The organism is Microbacterium altimontanum (assembly GCF_058349865.2).
Genome location: NZ_JBYRJB020000009.1, coordinates 37,147 through 53,978, shown reverse-complemented (window position 1 = coordinate 53,978; position 16,832 = coordinate 37,147). Strand labels below are relative to the sequence as shown.

At 69.8% G+C, this 16,832-nt stretch carries 17 protein-coding genes; 10 read left to right on the top strand and 7 right to left on the bottom strand.

The window, feature by feature from the left end; all coding sequences use genetic code 11:
- Window positions 1–3 precede the first annotated feature (3 nt).
- Both AC3RX1_RS15405 and AC3RX1_RS15400 read left to right on the top strand, forming a co-directional pair.
- Window positions 4–1,146: a type IV pilus twitching motility protein PilT gene (locus tag AC3RX1_RS15405; RefSeq protein ID WP_491502147.1), complete on the top strand. Its 1,143-nt coding sequence runs from the start codon at window positions 4–6 to the stop codon at window positions 1,144–1,146.
- A gap of 2 nt (window positions 1,147–1,148) precedes the next feature.
- On the top strand, window positions 1,149–2,387 hold the full coding sequence (locus AC3RX1_RS15400) for a type II secretion system F family protein (RefSeq protein WP_491502146.1): 1,239 nt from the start codon (window positions 1,149–1,151) through the stop codon (window positions 2,385–2,387).
- A 3-nt stretch (window positions 2,388–2,390) separates the two neighbouring features.
- Here the strand turns inward: AC3RX1_RS15400 and AC3RX1_RS15395 are convergent, their stop codons facing one another.
- The 3 genes from AC3RX1_RS15395 to AC3RX1_RS15385 form a co-directional block, all read right to left on the bottom strand.
- A complete protein-coding gene (locus AC3RX1_RS15395; protein ID WP_491502145.1) occupies window positions 2,391–3,563 on the bottom strand; it encodes a sensor histidine kinase in 1,173 nt (390 codons plus the stop codon).
- 13 nt (window positions 3,564–3,576) lie between these two features.
- Window positions 3,577–4,239, bottom strand: a complete 663-nt coding sequence (locus AC3RX1_RS15390; protein ID WP_491502144.1) for a response regulator — start codon at window positions 4,237–4,239, stop codon at window positions 3,577–3,579.
- Between the two features lie 180 nt (window positions 4,240–4,419).
- Window positions 4,420–6,087 (bottom strand): GspE/PulE family protein, encoded by a 1,668-nt coding sequence (locus AC3RX1_RS15385; RefSeq protein WP_491502143.1) that lies wholly within the window; start codon window positions 6,085–6,087, stop codon window positions 4,420–4,422.
- A gap of 95 nt (window positions 6,088–6,182) precedes the next feature.
- On the opposite strand from AC3RX1_RS15385, the gene AC3RX1_RS15380 reads away from it, so the two are divergent.
- Window positions 6,183–7,241, top strand: coding sequence for a YihY/virulence factor BrkB family protein (locus AC3RX1_RS15380; protein ID WP_491502142.1), 1,059 nt, complete (start codon window positions 6,183–6,185; stop codon window positions 7,239–7,241).
- A 4-nt stretch (window positions 7,242–7,245) separates the two neighbouring features.
- Here the strand turns inward: AC3RX1_RS15380 and AC3RX1_RS15375 are convergent, their stop codons facing one another.
- Window positions 7,246–8,133, bottom strand: coding sequence for a LysR family transcriptional regulator (locus AC3RX1_RS15375; RefSeq protein WP_491502141.1), 888 nt, complete (start codon window positions 8,131–8,133; stop codon window positions 7,246–7,248).
- 176 nt (window positions 8,134–8,309) lie between these two features.
- Between AC3RX1_RS15375 and AC3RX1_RS15370 the strand changes: the two genes are divergently transcribed.
- Genes AC3RX1_RS15370 through AC3RX1_RS15355 form a run of 4 tightly spaced genes read left to right on the top strand, consistent with a single transcriptional unit; the run spans window position 8,310 to window position 11,649 of the window.
- Window positions 8,310–9,248, top strand: a complete 939-nt coding sequence (locus tag AC3RX1_RS15370; protein WP_491502140.1) for an NAD(P)-dependent oxidoreductase — start codon at window positions 8,310–8,312, stop codon at window positions 9,246–9,248.
- Window positions 9,248–10,756 (top strand): CoA-acylating methylmalonate-semialdehyde dehydrogenase, encoded by a 1,509-nt coding sequence (locus AC3RX1_RS15365; protein ID WP_491502139.1) that lies wholly within the window; start codon window positions 9,248–9,250, stop codon window positions 10,754–10,756. Before AC3RX1_RS15370 ends, AC3RX1_RS15365 begins: the two co-directional genes overlap by 1 nt.
- Before the next feature lie 49 nt (window positions 10,757–10,805).
- Complete coding sequence (locus AC3RX1_RS15360; RefSeq protein ID WP_491502138.1) at window positions 10,806–11,033, top strand: response regulator; 228 nt, start codon at window positions 10,806–10,808, stop codon at window positions 11,031–11,033.
- 4 nt (window positions 11,034–11,037) lie between these two features.
- Window positions 11,038–11,649, top strand: coding sequence for a CYTH domain-containing protein (locus AC3RX1_RS15355; protein ID WP_491502137.1), 612 nt, complete (start codon window positions 11,038–11,040; stop codon window positions 11,647–11,649).
- Between the two features lie 233 nt (window positions 11,650–11,882).
- Here the strand turns inward: AC3RX1_RS15355 and lpdA are convergent, their stop codons facing one another.
- Together lpdA and AC3RX1_RS15345 are read right to left on the bottom strand one after the other, a co-directional pair.
- Window positions 11,883–13,280 (bottom strand): dihydrolipoyl dehydrogenase, encoded by a 1,398-nt coding sequence (lpdA, locus tag AC3RX1_RS15350; protein ID WP_491502136.1) that lies wholly within the window; start codon window positions 13,278–13,280, stop codon window positions 11,883–11,885.
- Window positions 13,281–13,289: 9 nt separating this feature from the next.
- Complete coding sequence (locus tag AC3RX1_RS15345; RefSeq protein ID WP_491502135.1) at window positions 13,290–13,838, bottom strand: copper resistance CopC family protein; 549 nt, start codon at window positions 13,836–13,838, stop codon at window positions 13,290–13,292.
- A gap of 215 nt (window positions 13,839–14,053) precedes the next feature.
- Between AC3RX1_RS15345 and AC3RX1_RS15340 the strand changes: the two genes are divergently transcribed.
- The 3 genes from AC3RX1_RS15340 (at window position 14,054) to AC3RX1_RS15330 (ending at window position 15,901) form a co-directional block, all read left to right on the top strand.
- Window positions 14,054–14,551 (top strand): FHA domain-containing protein, encoded by a 498-nt coding sequence (locus tag AC3RX1_RS15340; RefSeq protein ID WP_491502134.1) that lies wholly within the window; start codon window positions 14,054–14,056, stop codon window positions 14,549–14,551.
- A complete protein-coding gene (gene ftsR, locus AC3RX1_RS15335) occupies window positions 14,551–15,243 on the top strand; it encodes a transcriptional regulator FtsR (protein ID WP_491502133.1) in 693 nt (230 codons plus the stop codon). The genes AC3RX1_RS15340 and ftsR overlap by 1 nt, the downstream gene beginning before the upstream one ends.
- A gap of 112 nt (window positions 15,244–15,355) precedes the next feature.
- Complete coding sequence (locus AC3RX1_RS15330) at window positions 15,356–15,901, top strand: MerR family transcriptional regulator (RefSeq protein WP_491502132.1); 546 nt, start codon at window positions 15,356–15,358, stop codon at window positions 15,899–15,901.
- Window positions 15,902–16,015: 114 nt separating this feature from the next.
- On the opposite strand, the gene AC3RX1_RS15325 is transcribed toward AC3RX1_RS15330, so the two are convergent.
- Window positions 16,016–16,828, bottom strand: coding sequence for a ParA family protein (locus tag AC3RX1_RS15325; protein WP_491502131.1), 813 nt, complete (start codon window positions 16,826–16,828; stop codon window positions 16,016–16,018).
- Window positions 16,829–16,832 lie beyond the last annotated feature (4 nt).

Here is a 16,832-nt window from a genome sequence, read left to right as displayed (position 1 = left end):
CCGATGTTCGAGACCGTTCCGCCCATCGACCGCCTGCTCAAGGTCGCCGCCGACGCCCGCGCATCCGATGTGCACCTCACCGCAGACCAGCCGGCACTCATCCGTGTCGACGGACACCTTCGGCCGGTGCCCGAGTTCCCCGAACCGCTCACGATGAACTGGCTCGAACCGGCGCTCTCCCGCATCATGCCGCGCGAGCGCTTCGCCGAGTTCATGGACAGCGGCGAGGTGGACCTCTCGTACGCCGTCGAGGGCGTCGGCCGCTTCCGCGTGAACGTGTTCCGCCAACTCGGCGCGGTCGCCGTCGCGCTGCGCCTCATCCCGAGCACCGTCTTCAGCCTCGACGCGCTCGGCGCACCGCCCATCATCCGCGAGTTCGCGCTCAAGCCCCGCGGCCTCGTGCTCGTCACCGGCCCCACCGGATCGGGCAAGTCCACGACGCTCACCGCCATGGTCGACATCATCAACTCGACCCTCCCGGCGCACGTCATCACGGTCGAAGACCCCATCGAGTTCCAGCACACGAGCCGCACGGCTCTCATCCACCAGCGCGAGATCGGCTCCGACACCGCGTCGTTCTCGGAGGCGCTGCGTCGCGTGCTGCGCCAGGACCCCGATGTCATCCTCGTCGGCGAGCTCCGCGACCCGGAGTCGATCGCCACCGCCCTCTCGGCCGCCGAGACCGGCCACCTCGTGCTCTCGACCCTGCACACGCAGGGCGCGACGAAGAGCATCAACCGCATCGTCGACGCGTTCCCCGCCCATCAGCAGGACCAGGTGCGCTCGCAGCTCGGCGACACGCTGCAGGGCGTCATCAGCCAGACGCTGCTGCCGCGGGCGCAGACCACCGGGCGCACGATCGCGACGGAGGTCCTCGTGAACACGCCGGCCGTCGCGAACATGATCCGCGAGGGCCAGATCGCCCAGCTGTACTCGGCGCTGCAGGCAGGATCGGCCGTCGGGATGCACACCCTCGACCAGGACCTCAAACGGCTCGTCGCCGAGGGGACGATCTCACAGCACGTCGCCCGCGCCTACGCCGTGGACCCCTCGTCGCTCGACGACGTGCGTGTACGCCCGCGCGACTTCGACGCCGAGGCCTGGACGACGCACGCCGACAGCTGGCAGCTCAGCAGGGGACAGTAGCCGTGGCACTCATCCAGGAGTTCGCGTACCGGGCGGTGGATCCCACCGGCGGCAGCATCGTGAAGGGCACCCTCGAGGCGGCGAGCGAGACCGCCGTCGCGAACAAGCTCCGGGCCCAGGGCCTCACCCCGCTGCACGTGGCGGCCGTCTCGAAGACCGGGCTGAACCGCGACATCTCGATCCCCGGCTTCAAGCGCAAGGTCAAGGCCGAGACCCTCGCCGTCTTCACGAAGCAGATGGCGGGACTCATCAACGCCGGACTGCCGCTCATGCGCACCCTCGGCATCCTGGTCGAGCAGGCGGAGGACAAGCGGCTGCAGTCGGCCCTCATCGCCGTGCAGGCCGACGTCGAGTCGGGAGTGTCGTTCTCGTCGGCGCTCGGCCGGCAGAAGGACGTCTTCCCGCCGCTCATGGTGAGCCTCGTCCGGGTCGGTGAGACCGGCGGATTCCTCGGCGACGCGCTCTCCTCCGTCGCCGAGACGTACGCGAAGGAGGCCGAGCTCCACAACAAGATCAAGTCGGCCACGACGTACCCCATGGTCGTGCTCGTGATCGCGATCCTCGGCGTCGTGGCGATGGTCACCTTCGTCGTGCCGGTCTTCGAGGGGATGTTCGCGGGCATCGGGTCCGAGCTCCCGATCCCCACCCAGATCATCGTGACGATCTCGCACAACATGATCTGGATCCTGCCGCTCATGATCGTGGTCGCCATCGCCGTATCGCTGTGGTGGGCGGCGAAGAAGGACACCGAGCCCGTCCGCCGCCGTGTCGATCCGCTGAAGTTGCGCATGCCGGTGTTCGGCCCTCTCGCCACGAAGATCGCCGTCGCCCGGTTCACCCGCAGCCTCTCGATGATGCTCGGAGCCGGCGTCCCGCTGCTGAACGCCCTCTCGATCGTGGGCCAGGCCGCCGACAACTGGAAGATCGAACAGGCGGTGCTCGACATCCAGGACTCCGTGCGGCAGGGCAAGTCGTTCGCCGGACCCCTCGCGAAGGCCGCGGTGTTCCCGCCGATGGTCGCGCAGATGGTCGCGGTCGGCGAGGAATCGGGCACGCTCGCCGAGATGCTCTCGAGCATCGCCGACTTCTACGAGAACGAGGTCGACACCGCCGCCGCTCAGCTCACCTCGACGATCGAGCCCGTGCTCATCGTCGGCATCGGCGTCATCATCGGCGGAATGGTGATCGCGCTGTACCTGCCGATCTTCACGCTCTACGGCGACCTGAGCAAGACCGGCTGACGCTCAGGCGTCAGCGTCGGACGCGGGGAGCTCGACGCGCAGTCGCGCACCGCCCAGCTGCGATCCCTCGAGTACAGCGATGCCCGCATGCAGTTCGAGCCGCTCGGCCGTGCGCGCGAGACCGTTCCACCGCGGCACGTCGGGCAGTCCCGCGCCGTCGTCGTCGACGGTGAGCACGATTTGGCGCCCCTGTTGCGTCACGTGCAGACGGACGAGGATCCGGATCGCCGTCGCGGCGCCGTGCCGGAGGGCGTTCGTGATGCCCTCCTCGACTGCTCGCACGATCGCGATGCGCCTGCTGACAGCGTCGGCATGCGCACCGTCGAGGGCACGATCCGCCTCAGCGGCCACCTCCGCCGTCACCGAGATCTCCGGCGGGATGCGGCGGACGAGCGCGCGCACGGCGTGCCCCAGGCCGACGTCGACGCCGACCGGGTAGACGAGCTGACTCAGTTCCCGCACATCGTGCTCGCGGACAGCCTCGAGCTCATCGCGGATCGTCGCGAGCCGCTGGAGGTCGCTGTCGCTCCATCGGCTCTCCCGTCCGCGCGTGAGGAGCGTCGCGATCGACGCCTGGATCATCACGAGCCGCCCCTGCAGCGTGCCGTGCAGGCCCTCGGCGACCTCCCGGCGCACGCGCATCTCCTCGGCGGCGAGCTCGGCGAGGGCGTTCGATGCCCGGACGCGCAGCTCGGCGGCCGCGCGCTCGTGCTCACGCAGGCGAACCCGGGCGCGTACCTGCAGCAGTGCGAGCAGGAGCGACACGACGACGACGACGATCACCGACGCGATCTCGGTGATGCTCGCATTCGCCGACGGGCCGACGTAGATGCCGAGCAGGAGCTGACCGCCATGCCGCCCGAAACCGGCTGCCACGGCGACGGCGACCACCCAGACGGCGGCGATGCCCGGCCGGCGCTCATTGGGCCGCACGAGCGCGCACACGAGCAGGACCAGCGCGACGGTCACGACATTCACGAGGAGCCGCTGGGGGAGCAGCGGGTTCGCCGCGAGGAGCTCGCCGAGTGAGAGGCGGTCGGGGCGGAAGACGAAGATCGCCTGGACGGTGGACCCGATGGCGAAGGTGAGAAGCAGCGCACCGGCGGTCAGCAGCAGCACGCGCAGATCGTCGGTGCGGTCGCGGTCGGCGACGGATGGCGGCAGCGCGACGCTCATGCCACCGCGCCGCTCATGACACGGCGCCGTCGCGCACGAGGTGCAGCGCGGCTGCGACCCGACTGTTGAGGTCACCGTCGTCGCGCACTCCCAGCGTCGTGTAGACGGCGTTCAGCAGGTTGTCGACGGAGTGCGTCGAGATGCCCATCTCGCGGGCGATCGCGGCGTTCGAGAGGCCCTCGGCGACGAGGCGGAGCGCGTGGAGCTGACGCGGGGTGAGGTCGGCTACCGCGCTGCCGCGACGAGGTGTCAGCCGCGCCACGAGCTCAGGATCGAGCACGGTCTCTCCGCGGGCGCTGGCGCGGAGGGCCCGCAGCAGCACGGCGCGCGAGGTCGACGACACCTTCGACAGGTAGCTCCATCCCGCCCGCTCCGCGTCGGGGAGGGCGAGCAGAAGGTCCATGACGTCGTGGCTCGAGAGCAGCACGATGCCGAGGTCCGGACGCGCGGCGCGCAGCGAGCGACCGAGTGCGAAGCCGTTGCCGTCGGGAAGCTCGACGTCGAGCAGCATGACATCGACCGGGCGGGACGCGGCGAGAGTGCGCGCCTCGGCGACGCTCCCGGTCGCGCCGACGAGCGTGAAGCCCTCTTCATGACGGATCAGGTCGCCCACCAGCGCACGGTAGAGCGCCTGATCCTCGACGAGGATCACTCGGATGTCGTGCGGGGCGTCCATGCTCGAGCACATCCTATCGACGGGCGGCGGCCTGACCGACGCGGAGAGATCCCCCACTCACCGCGTCGGTCGCCTGCCGAGGCCGATTCGGACCGGCCATCCACTTTAGGAACATGACGCGCGTGGCGGGAAGGGAGGAAACTCCTCACCATCGGGAGAGGTTGCCATCGAGGGGTGATCTCAGACGCTGACCCGCAGGACCTCTTCGATCGTGGTGAGACCCTGGGTGACCTTGCTCCAGCCGTCGTCGCGCAGTGACACCATGCCCTGCTCGAGCGCGACCTGGCGCAGCTCGGTGCCGGTGGCGTGTGTCGTGATGAGCTGCGCGAGCTCATCCGACATCGTCATCACCTCGTGCAGCGCGATGCGGCCCCGGTAACCCGTGCCCGAGCACGCCGGGCAGCCGCCGGCCCTGTACAGCTGCGGCGGGTCGCTGGGCTCGTGCGGAAAGCGCAGCTGCCGCAGCGTCTCGGTGTTCTCCGAGTACGGCAGCTTGCAGTGCGTGCAGAGCTTGCGGGCGAGGCGCTGGGCCACGACTGCCTGCAGCGCCGTGGCCACGAGGAACGGCTCGCAGCCGATCTCGGTCATGCGGGTGATCGCGCTCGGCGCGTCGTTCGTGTGCAGCGTCGACAGGAGGAGGTGACCGGTGAGGGCCGCCTCGATCGCGATGGTGGCGGTCTCGTTGTCGCGGATCTCACCCACCAGCACGACGTCAGGGTCGGCCCGCAGAATCGACCGCAGTGCCGCCTGGAACGTCATTCCCGCCCGCTGGTTCACCTGCACCTGATTGATGCCCGGGATGCGGAACTCCACCGGATCCTCGACGGTGATGACGTTCACCCGCGGATCTGCCACCGTGCGCAGCGCGGTGTACAGCGTCGTCGACTTTCCGGATCCGGTCGGCCCCGTCACGAGCACCATTCCGTGCGGACGGGTGATCGCCGACGTGAACCGCCGCTCGTTGGTCACCGAGAACTCGAGGTCGCTCATCGCGAGCGCCTGACCGGTGGTGTCGAGGATGCGGAGCACGATCTTCTCGCCCCACACGGTGGGCAGGGTCGCGACCCGGAGGTCGATCTGGCGACCGTCGTGCCGAACCGAGAGGCGGCCGTCCTGCGGCTTGCGGCGTTCGGCGATGTCGATCGACGACATGATCTTCAGGCGGGAGATCACCCCGTCCTGGATCGCACGGTCGGCCCGCTGCATCTCGTGCAGCACTCCGTCGATGCGGAACCGCACCGTCAGGTACTGCTCGCCCGGCTCGACGTGGATGTCGCTCGCGCGGTCGTTGATCGCCTGCGCGATGAGCAGATTCACGAAGCGGATGATGGGCGTCTCGTCGTCATCGTCGAGCGACTCGGTGAACGCCGCAGCGGAGGACGGAGCGATCGCCTCGCCGATCTGCACCGACAGGTCGCTGAGCTCCTCGTCGGAGCGTAGGTAGCGCTCGAACGCCTGCTGCAACGCATCCGCCGCCACCACCACAGGGTCGATGCGCGCGTCGGCGACGCTCGTCACGTCGTCGATCGCGATGAGGTCGGTGGGATCGGTCATGCCGACGATGAGCCGGTTGCGCAGTCGCTGCAGCGGGATCAGCTGGTAGCGCCGGCAGAGCGCGCCGGGCACGATCGCCACGGTCTCCGGATCGAGCGTCGCACCGGTGAGGTCCACGAACCGGTGGTTCGAGTGCAGCGCGATCGCCTCGGCGATCTGCCGCTCGGTCACGGTGCGCGACTCGACAAGCCGCTCACGGAGGTCGGGCCCGTCGCCCACTTCGCGGACGAGCATCGACATCTGAACGGCGTCGACCGCACCGGTCTCCACCAGCGTCTGCGCCAGATCTCTCACACTCTTTCCCCTGTTCCCCGCGAACATCCTAGCGGCGGGCGCCGCCGTCGGGTAGGGGCGGTGCCCGGTCCTGGGGCCTCGATAGGGTGGCCGACGTGCGCGAATTCATCCGCAAGGCCACCGCGTGGGCGCTGACCCTCAAGCCGGTGCGAGCGTTCCTTCTCTACAGCGAGCACCGCGGCCCGCAGCTCGCCGACGCCATCACCTACCGCGCGCTGTTCAGCGTGTTCGCGGCCGTGCTGCTGGGCTTCACCGCCGCCGCCACGTGGCTGGCCGGCAACCCGGAGGCGATGACAAAGCTCGGCGACGCCGTGAACAACGTCGTGCCAGGACTGATCGGCAAGGGAAAGCTCGTCGACCCCGCCACGCTGACCGCCCCGACCGGCCTGACGATCGCCGGCATCATCGCCGTCATCGGACTCGTGGGAGCCGCCCTCGGCGCCATCACCTCGACGCGCACGGCGCTCCGCAGCCTGGCCGACGAGGTGCACGACGACCTCTTCTTCCTGTGGGTGCTGCTGCGCAACCTCGGACTCGCGATCGCGGTCGCCATCGGCGTCGCGGCCACGGCAGGCGCAACCTTCCTCGTCTCGGCGATCAGCGACCTCGTCACCCAGTGGGCCGGGCCCGCCTCGGCGGGCATCGCCGCGGTCGGCACCCGAGCCGCCGCCATCGTGATCGTGTTCGTGCTCGACGCGGTCATCATCGCGCTCGTGTTCATCGTGCTCTCCGGCGTCCGCGCATCCGCCCGCGCCATCATCCCCGGCGCGATCATCGGCGCCGTCGGACTCACGGTGCTGCAGCAGCTGTCCACCCTGTTCGTGCGCGGAGCATCGTCGAACCCGCTCCTCGCGTCGTTCGCGTCGCTCATCGCGCTGCTGCTCTGGCTCAACCTCTCCGCGCAGGTCCTGCTGATCGCGAGCTCGTATATCCTCGTCGGCGTCGCGGAGCAGAAGGATCGCGTGCGCGCCCGCTACGGCGCCCGCACGATGCAGCGCCGTCGCGTGCTGCGTGCCGAGAACGCCGTGCGCGTCGCGACCAGCGAGCTGAACCACGCCCGGGCGGCGGAGGCCGAAGCCGAGGCGAAGGAAGACAAGCCCGGGGGCGAACCGGAGGAGAAGACGGGGGATGCGTCGGCCGAGAGGTCCGGCTGACCGCTCACGCCGCGCGGCGCGCGTCGCGCGCGTGCTCCTGCATCGACGCGAGCGCGGCAGCGACCGCGGCATTGCGCGGCCCCTCATCACGCACGACCGCCCAGTACGACAGCGGATGCGCGTAGCTCTCGCGCAGCACCGGCACGAGCCGCTCGTCGCGGTCGGCGAGGAAGTCCGGCAGCACCCCGATACCGGCGCCCGCGGCGGTCGCCTCGACGTGCGCGAACACGCTCGTCGACCGGATCGACGGGGGAGAGGCGGGGAACTGCTGAACGGCCCGGTCGAGCTCGTCGACACGCAGCGACGACTCGACGTAGTAGATGACGGGATGCGTCACGAGCTCGTCGAGCGAGGCCGGCGTCCCGCGATCGGCGAGGTAGTCGGGGGACGCGTAGAGCCGGAGCGAGTAGTCGCACACCGGCGTCGCGAACGCGCGGTTGACCTGCGGCCGCCCCACCACCACTTCGAGGTCGACGCCGGAGCGGTTCTGCCGAACCCGCTGGGTCGCCGCGAGCAGTTCGACGGCGAGGCCGGGATGCTGCTGCTGCAGCGCCGTCATCGCCGGCACGAGGAACGCCGAGGTGAACGCCTCGGGTGCGGCGATGCGCACCATGCCCTGCACGGCGTCGCCGCCGGTGTCTTCACCGAGGGCGCGCAGCGACGCCTCGATGCTCTCTGCCGCGGCCATCGCGCGGCGGCCGAGGTCGGTGACCTCCCATCCGCCGGTCGTGCGCACGAGCGTGCGGCCGCCCATCGCCTCCTCGAGCGATGAGATGCGCCTCGACACGGTCGAGTGATTGACGCCGAGCACCTCGGCGGCCGCCGTGTAGCGGCCGAGCCGGGCGACGGCGAGGAAGGTCATCAGCGCCTCAGGCTGCGGCTCGCGAGTCATGAGAGCAAGTGTGCATGCGTGCACACTTGAAGTGCAACATTGTCCTCTCTCCGTGCATTGATCTGCAGTGGGCAACGTGCCTATCCTGGCCGTGAGCGCGGCATCCGTTCTCGATGTCCGCGCCGTGTCACCCGTAGTGACACGTCATGCAGAACCAGCTTCAAGGAGGAGGCAGGATGTCGACGATCGCCTGGATCGGACTCGGGCACATGGGTGCCCCGATGAGCGGAAACCTCGTGGCCGCCGGACACACCGTGCGCGGGTTCGACATCGCACCCGCGTGCCTGGAGGCCGGTGCCGCCCGGGGCGTCATCACGGTCGGCTCGGTCGCGGAGGCGCTCGAAGGAGCCGACGCGTGCTTCACCTCGCTGCCGATGCCGCAGCACGTGCGCAGCGTGTACGACGGCCCGGACGGCATCTGGGCCAACGCCGACTCGGGAACGCTCCTCCTCGACACGTCCACGGTCGACGTGGAGACCTCCCGCTGGTGCCATGACGAGTCCGAGGCCCGCGGGTTCACGTTCGTCGACAGCCCGGTCTCCGGCGGCACCGCCGGCGCCGAGGCGCACTCGCTGTGCTTCATGCTCGGCGGCAAGCCCGACGACCTCGAGCGCGCGAAGGCGTTCGTCGAACCGATGGCGGGGTCCGTCATCCTCTGCGGCGACGCCACTGCCGGCATCGCCTCGAAGCTCGTGAACAACATGATGCTGTTCGTCTCGGCGCTCGGCGTCGCCGAGGGGTCGCAGCTCGCACAGCAGCTGGGCCTCGATCCGGCCGTGTTCTGGAGCGTCGCTAACGTGTCCTCCGGACAGTCGTGGCCGCAGCGGACCTGGTATCCAGTGCCCGGCGTCGTCACGACCGGCGCCGCCGACAAGAACTTCGACGCCACGTTCTCGGTCGACCTCGCGCGCAAGGACTGCTCGCTCGCGGTGCAGGCGGGCGCGACCACGGGCGTGCACCTGCCGGCGGCAGAGCTCGCGCTGTCGCAGTTCGAGCAGCTCGTCGACGAGGGCCTCGGCGCCAAGGACTGCATGCTCATCACCAAGCTCGCGTCGCCCGACGGGACGCTCGTCGGCTACGACCCCGCACTCGACTCACACGAAGGAACCCGATGATGACCACCACGATCGACACCGCCACGCGCACCCAGATCCCGCACGTGATCGGCGGGAAGCACATCGATCCCGGCGAGCGCCGCGGCACCGTGTACAACCCGTCGCTCGGAACACCCACCGGCGAAGTGGGACTCGCGTCCGCCGAGCTCGTCGCCGAGGCCGCCCGCACCGCGGCCGCCGCGCAGAAGGCGTGGCGCGACGTCGGCCTCGTCAAGCGCGCGCAGCTCATGTTCCGGGTGCGCGACATCATCACGACCCGCGCCGACGAGCTCGCGCGCATCATCACCGCCGAGCACGGCAAGACGGTGCCCGACGCTCTCGGCGAGGTGCAGCGCGGACTCGAGAACGTCGAGTTCTGCACGGGGCTCATGCACCACCTGAAGGGCGAGTACTCCGAGCAGATCGCGACGGGGCTCGACGTGCACCAGGTGCGCCAGCCCCTCGGCGTGGTCGCCTGCATCACGCCGTTCAACTTCCCCGCAATGCTGCCGCTGTGGATGGTGCCGACCGCGATCGCCGCCGGCAACGCGGTGGTCCTCAAGCCCAGCGAGCGCGACCCCTCCGCCGCGGTCTGGATCGCCGACGTCTTCCGCGAGGCCGGGCTGCCCGATGGCGTCCTGAACGTCGTGCACGGCGACAAGGAGGCGGTCGACGCCATCCTCGCCGACCCGATCATCAAGGCGGTCTCGTTCGTCGGCTCGACGCCGATCGCGAAGTACATCTACACCGAGGCCGCCGCCCACGGAAAGCGCGTGCAGGCACTCGGCGGCGCCAAGAACCACATGGTCGTGATGCCGGACGCCGACCTCGATGCGGCAGCGGATGCGGCGGTGTCGGCCGGCTTCGGATCGGCGGGGGAGCGCTGCATGGCGATCTCGGCCGTCGTGGCCGTGGGCGGCGTCGGCGATGAGCTCGTCGCGAAGGTCGCCGAGCGGATGAAGAGCCTGCGCATCGGCGACGGGTTCGACCCGTCCAACGAGATCGGGCCGCTCATCACGGCAGCGGCGCGCGACCGCGTGCGCGGGTTCGTCGACGGTGTCGCCGAATCCGGTGCGACGCTCGTCGTCGACGGCCGCGAGCAGGAGTTCGACTCCGACGGCTTCTTCCTCGGCGCATCCCTCGTCGACGACGCGAAGCCCGGCATGCCCGTGTACGACGAGGAGGTCTTCGGTCCCGTGCTCTCGGTCGTGCGTGTCGACACGTACGACGAAGCGGTGAAGCTCATCAACGAGAACCCGTACGGCAATGGCACCGCGGTGTTCACGCGCGACGGCAAGACCGCGCGCCAGTTCGAGTACGACATCGAGGTCGGGATGGTGGGCATCAACGTGCCGATCCCCGTGCCGGTCGGATCGTTCTCATTCGGCGGCTGGAAGAACTCGCTGTTCGGCGACACGCACATGTACGGTTCGGAGGCCTTCAACTTCTACACCCGCCGCAAGGTCGTGACGAGCCGGTGGCCCGAGCCCAGCGAGAGCCAGATCAGCCTCGGCTTCCCGACCCACTGACCCGTCCGCGTTCCCGGTGGAACGGGAAGGAGCACACTACGCTGTGAACATGGCCATCGCACGTCTTTCCGGAGGCCCGCTCGACGGGCAGATCATCCCCCTCGACGAGAGCGCGTCGGACTCGCTCATCATGCCGTACGGCGAGGGGCAGCTCATCTACCGTCGTGAGGGCGCCGAGACCAACACGGGCGCGCACGACGGCCCCACCGAGACGCGCTTCCTCTTCGTCGAGACCACCGAGGACATCGACCCCGACCACGACAACCGGGACGACTGAGCCGGTGGCCGGCCCGTCGCACTCCGTCGAGGTCGAGCGCAAGTACGAGGTCGACGACGCCGCGCAGCTGCCCGACTGGACGCAGCTGCCCGGCGTCGTCGCCCTCGGTGACGCCGAGGAGCGCGAGCTCGACGCGCGCTACCTCGACACCGCCGACGCCGCGCTCGCCCGTGCGCGCGTGGCGGTGCGCCGGCGCACGGGCGGCCCCGACGAGGGCTGGCACATCAAAGCATCCGCATCCGACGGCAAGCACGAGTGGCACTGGCCGCTCGGCGACGACGCCGACGAGGACGTCCCAGCCGAGCTGGCGGCGATCCTCGCCGAGTGGGCGGACGGTCCCTTCGTGCCGCTCGCGCGCATCCGCAACCACCGGGTCGCGTACGCGCTGAAGGAGGCCGCAGGGCTCGTCGTCGCCGAGGTCGTCGACGACCACGTCACCGCGCGCGACGAGCGCAGCGGCCGGGAGACGTCCTGGCGCGAGTGGGAGGTCGAGCTGGGACCCGCCGTCCCCGCCGACCCGGCGGCGTTCTTCGCCGCAGCCGACGCGCTCGTCGCCGGCAGCGGGGGCCGGGTCGCGGCATCCGACTCGAAGCTGGCGCGCGCCCTCGGCGCCTGATCCCGACTCCTCTGCCGCGAGATCGTACGATCCCGGCGCCGGAACTCAGCCCCGTTGCCGCGAGATCGTACGATCCCGGCGACTGAACACGACTCTGCGCGCGGATTGATGTGCATTCGGCGAAATCGTACGATCTCGCCGAACAGGGGGTGGCCGCAGACGCAGCAACGCCGCCCTCGGCTTCGATAGGGCGGCGTCGCTGAGTCCCGGATGCCGGGAGACTGACGGTCAGTCTAGAGGTTGATCATGTGTCCCACCAGGCCGTGGAAGCCCTCCTGCAGCGCCTCCGACAGCGTCGGATGCGTGTGCACGTTGCGGGCCGCCTCGAGCGCCGTGAGGTCCCACTTCTGCGCGAGCGTCAGCTCGGGGAGCAGCTCCGACACATCGGGGCCGATCAGGTGGCCGCCGAGCAGCTCGAGGTGCTCCGCGTCGGCGATGAGCTTCACGAAGCCGACCGGCTCGCCGAGGCCGTTGGCCTTGCCGTTCGCCGAGAACGGGAACTTCGCGACCTTGACGTCGTAGCCGGCGTCGCGCGCCTGCTGCTCGGTCAGGCCGAACGACGCGACCTGCGGCGAGCAGAACGTCGCACGCGGCATCATCCGGTAGTCGCCGAGGGTCATCGTCTCGGCGTCGCCGATCGTCTCCGCGGCGACGACGGCCTGCGCCTCGGCCACGTGGGCGAGCTGCAGCTTCGCCGTGACGTCGCCGATCGCGTAGATGTGCGGCACGTTCGTGCGCATGTGGTCGTCGATGTCGATGGCGCCGCGCTCGGTGAGCTTCACGCCGGTCTTGTCGAGCCCGAAGCCCTCGACGTTCGGGGCGAAGCCGACCGACACGAGCACCTTGTCGGCCTCGATCGACGCGCTCTGGCCGTCCTTGCCGGTGTACGTCACGGTGACCTTGTCACCGGAGTCCTCGACCTTCTCGACCTTCGTCGAGGTGAGGATGTCGATGCCGTACCCCTTGTACTGCTTCGCGATCTCCTTCGACACGTCGGCGTCCTCATTGGGAAGCGCGCGGTCGAGGAACTCGATGATCGTGACGTCCACGCCGTAGTTGCGCATGACGAAGCCGAACTCCATGCCGATCGCGCCGGCGCCGACGATCACGATCGAGCGCGGCAGGTCGCGGGCGAGGATCTGCTCCTCGTACGACACGACGTTGCCGCCGATCGTCACGCCGGGCAGGCTCCGCACCTTCGAACCCGTCGAGATGATCGCGTTGTCGAACGTGAGGTCTTCGGTCGAGCCGTCGGCCTTCGTCACCGTGATGGCGTTCGGGCCGGTGAACGAGCCGCGCCCCTCGTACTCGGTGACCTTGTTCTTCTTCATCAGGTAGTGGATGCCCTTGACGTGCGTCTCGGCGACCTTGCGGCTGCGATCCCACGCGACACCGAAGTCGAAGTGCACGTCGCCCGAGATGCCGAACAGGTCAGCCTTGTGGAGCACCTGGTGGGCGAGGTCGGCGTTCTTCAGGAGGGCCTTCGAGGGGATGCACCCGACGTTCAGGCACACACCGCCCCAGTACTTCTCTTCGATGATGGCCGTGCTAAGGCCGAGCTGGGCGCTGCGAACGGCCGCGACGTATCCGCCGGGACCGGCGCCGAGGATCACGACGTCATAATGTGGCATGACTCCAGCCTACTGGTCGTCCGGCCGACGCGAGCGGGATGCCAGAAGCACCACGACACCGGCGATCACGACGACGACGATGATCCCGACGATCACGAACGGGAGCGGACCCCCCGCCGTCGCGCCCTGTTCGCCGGCCACGGGGGAGGCGCTCGCGCAGTCGGAGGAGGCGCTCGGAGCAGCCCCGGAACCGACGGTGAAGGAGAACTCTCCCGAGACGGGATGCCCGTCCCGCGACACGACCCGCCACTGCACCGTCACGGGCCCCGTCGCCGAACCGGCGACGGTCTGCGTCACGACGTTGTCCTGCACCTGCAGCGCGCCGTCGTTGAGAACCTGGCAGCTCGCATCCAGCACGCGCACCTGGTTCGCGTCGCCGCCGGCGTCGGTGACCGTGTCGCTGAAGGTGAGGGAGACCGCATCCGGAAGGGCCTGCACCGTCGTGCCGTTGTCGGGGCTCGTCGACAGCAGCTGGTCGTGGGCGGATGCCGGCGCTGCCGCGCCGAGAACGGCTGCGGCGGCGAGGGCGAGGGCGACGAAGGCGGTTCTGACTCTCACGGGGCGGAGCCTACCCGCCGGTGCTGTGCGCGGCTTCGGCTCGTCGTCCGACGCGGCAGCCGCCGCACGGCCGAGCCGCCATCTTTTCGGCGCCTTCGTTCCGGTGGCGTCCAGGTGGACAGCGACCCGCGATCTTCAATAGGGTCGAACCCCGACGCTGCCCTCTCGCAGACGGCATTGCATCGGTTAGTCTTGGGGGGAAAGGGAGGACGACCGTGGACGACGACAACCGCCGACCCGAATTCGGCGACATCCGTCGCGGCTCGGACGCTGACGCGCGTTCGTCGCATGACTCGACGCAGACGTTCGGCCACGACTCCGATCTCTCCTTCGTGCCGTTCGGCAGCGACCTGTCCGACGCCGAGCTCAGCGCGATCGACGCACTGCCCGAGGGATCGGCGCTGCTGATCGTGCGCTCGGGTCCCACCGCCGGCGCGCGCTACCTGCTCGACAACGACGTGATGACGGTCGGCCGCCACCCCGAGGCCGACATCTTCTTCGACGATGTGACGGTCTCTCGCCGGCACGCCGAGATCACCCGCGACCACAGTCGCTTCGAGATCGTCGATCAGCGGTCGCTGAACGGCACGTACGTGAACGGGGAACGCGTCGACCGCGCGCAGCTCGAGAACGGCGCGGAGGTGCGGATCGGGAAGTTCCGCCTCAACTTCTTCGTCTCGCCCGCCGACCTTCACGCCACAGCGGCCAGCTGATGTCGGCCGCCCCCGCTCCCCGCGCCGCTCCCGCGACCGGGGGAGTACTGAGCATCGGCCAGGTGCTCTCGCGGCTGACGCCGGACTTCCCGGGCCTCACGGCCAGCAAGCTGCGATTCCTCGAGATGCAGGGCATCGTCACTCCGCACCGCACCGAATCGGGCTACCGCAAGTTCACGCCCGGCGACGTCGAGCGCCTCCGGCTCGCGCTCACCCTGCAGCGCGACCACTACCTTCCGCTCGCCCGCATCCGGGAGTACATGGCGGATGTCGACGCCGGCCGGGCGCCCTCGCCTCCCGCCGCGGTGCCGCCGTCGATCTCCCCGGCGCCCCGTCGCTACCGGCGCGCCGAGCTGCTCGCCGCTGCCGGCGCCGGTCCGCAGCTGCTCAACGACGCGATCAGCACGGGCGTCATCGCGGCATCCGAGACCTACACGGACCAGAACCTCGCCGTGCTGCGCGCCCTCGTCGCACTCGAGCGACACGGCATCGAACCCCGGCACATGCGCACGCTGCGTCAGTCGGCCGAACGCGACGTGGCGCTCATCGAGTCGGCGCTCGCCCCGCTGCTGCGGCGCACGGATGCGTCGGCCCGCGGCCGCGCCGGAGAGCTGGCCCCCGAGATCGCGGCGCGCATCGGCGAGGTGCGCGCGCATTTCGTGCGTGCGGCGCTCGAGCGCCTCGTGCGATGAGCACGCACGTACGACACGCCGGACGTTCTTGGAGCGGATGTCGTTGCCGGAGGCGCGTCCCTCCTCTAGCGTGGATGGAGCGGTACATGTTGTCCGGTGAAGGGGGATCTCGATGACTGCCGAGGATACGGCAGGAGAGCAGCGGTTCGCCGTGGACCTCCTTTTCACCGACGGACTCCCCGCGATGGACGACGAGGTCGGCTACCGCGGCGCCGTCGCGGCGCGTGCCGCCGGCATCACGTACCGTCAGCTGGATTACTGGGCTCGCACCGAGCTCGTCGAGCCGACGGTGCGCGGCGCGAGCGGCTCGGGGTCGCAGCGCCTGTACGGCTTCCGCGACATCCTCGTCCTGAAGCTCGTGAAGCGTCTGCTCGACACCGGGATCTCGCTGCAGCAGATCCGCACCGCCGTCGAGCAGCTGCGCGCCGCCGGCATCCGTGACCTCGCCGGAACGACGCTCATGAGCGACGGCGCCTCGGTGTACCTGTGTACGTCGAACGACGAGGTCATCGACCTCGTCAGCCGCGGCCAGGGCGTGTTCGGGATCGCCGTGGGCAAGGTGCTGACAGAGGTCGAGTCGACTCTCCTCGACTTCGACGCCCAGACGCCGGAGCCGCTCGACGAGCTCGCGGCGCGTCGCGCCAAGCGCACCGCGTAGCCGCGCCGCCCGTCGCGCAGCACCGTTCTGCCAGGTCCCTGAGCGAGTCGCGCGGAGGCGTTCTGCCAGGTCCCTGAGCGAGTCGCGTAGCGACGAGTCGAAGGGCCGGATGCGTCAGCCGACGGTGACGCCGTCGGGCGACGCGATGCGGCCCGTGCGCATGACGCGGTCGAGGAGCGCGTCGAAGTCGGCCGCGAGCTCCTGGGCGGAGTCGCCGGGCCAGATGTGCAGCGGCTTCGCCGCGCCCTGCGCCTGCTGCAGCGACGTGCGCTCGGGCAGCTGAGGGGAGAGCACGAGCGGCCCGAACATGTCGCGCAGCTCCTTGATGCGGAACTGGTGCTCGATGGACTGCGGACGCACCCGGTTCACGACGATACCGAGCGGCTGCAGACGCGGCGAGAGCCCGCGGCGGATCTCCTCGATCGCGCGGAGGGCACGGTCGGCGGCCGCGACCGAGAACAGTCCCGGCTCGGTCACGACGATGACGCGGTCGCTCGCCGCCCACGCCGTGCGGGTGAGCGCGTTCAGCGACGGCGCGCAGTCGACGAGCACGAGATCGTAGTCGGCCTCGACGGCGGCGAGGGCCTCTTCGAGCTTCCACACGTCACGGACGCTGGGATGCGGCCCGTCGAAGTTGATCGCCGACGGGCTGCCGATCATCACGTCGATCGTGCCCGGGTGCACCTTCGCCCAGCCGCTCGAGGTGATCGCCTGGCGGACCACCTTCTCCTTGGGATTCGCCAGTACGTCGGCGATGTTCAGCCGGCCGGCGACCTGGATGTCCATTCCCGTGGAGACGTCGGACTGCGGGTCGAGGTCGACGACGAGCGTCTTCACGCCGCGGGCGAACGCCGCCGAAGCGAGCCCGAGCGTGACGGTCGTCTTGCCGACGCCGCCCTTGAGTGAGCTGACGGAGAGGACGTGCACAAGG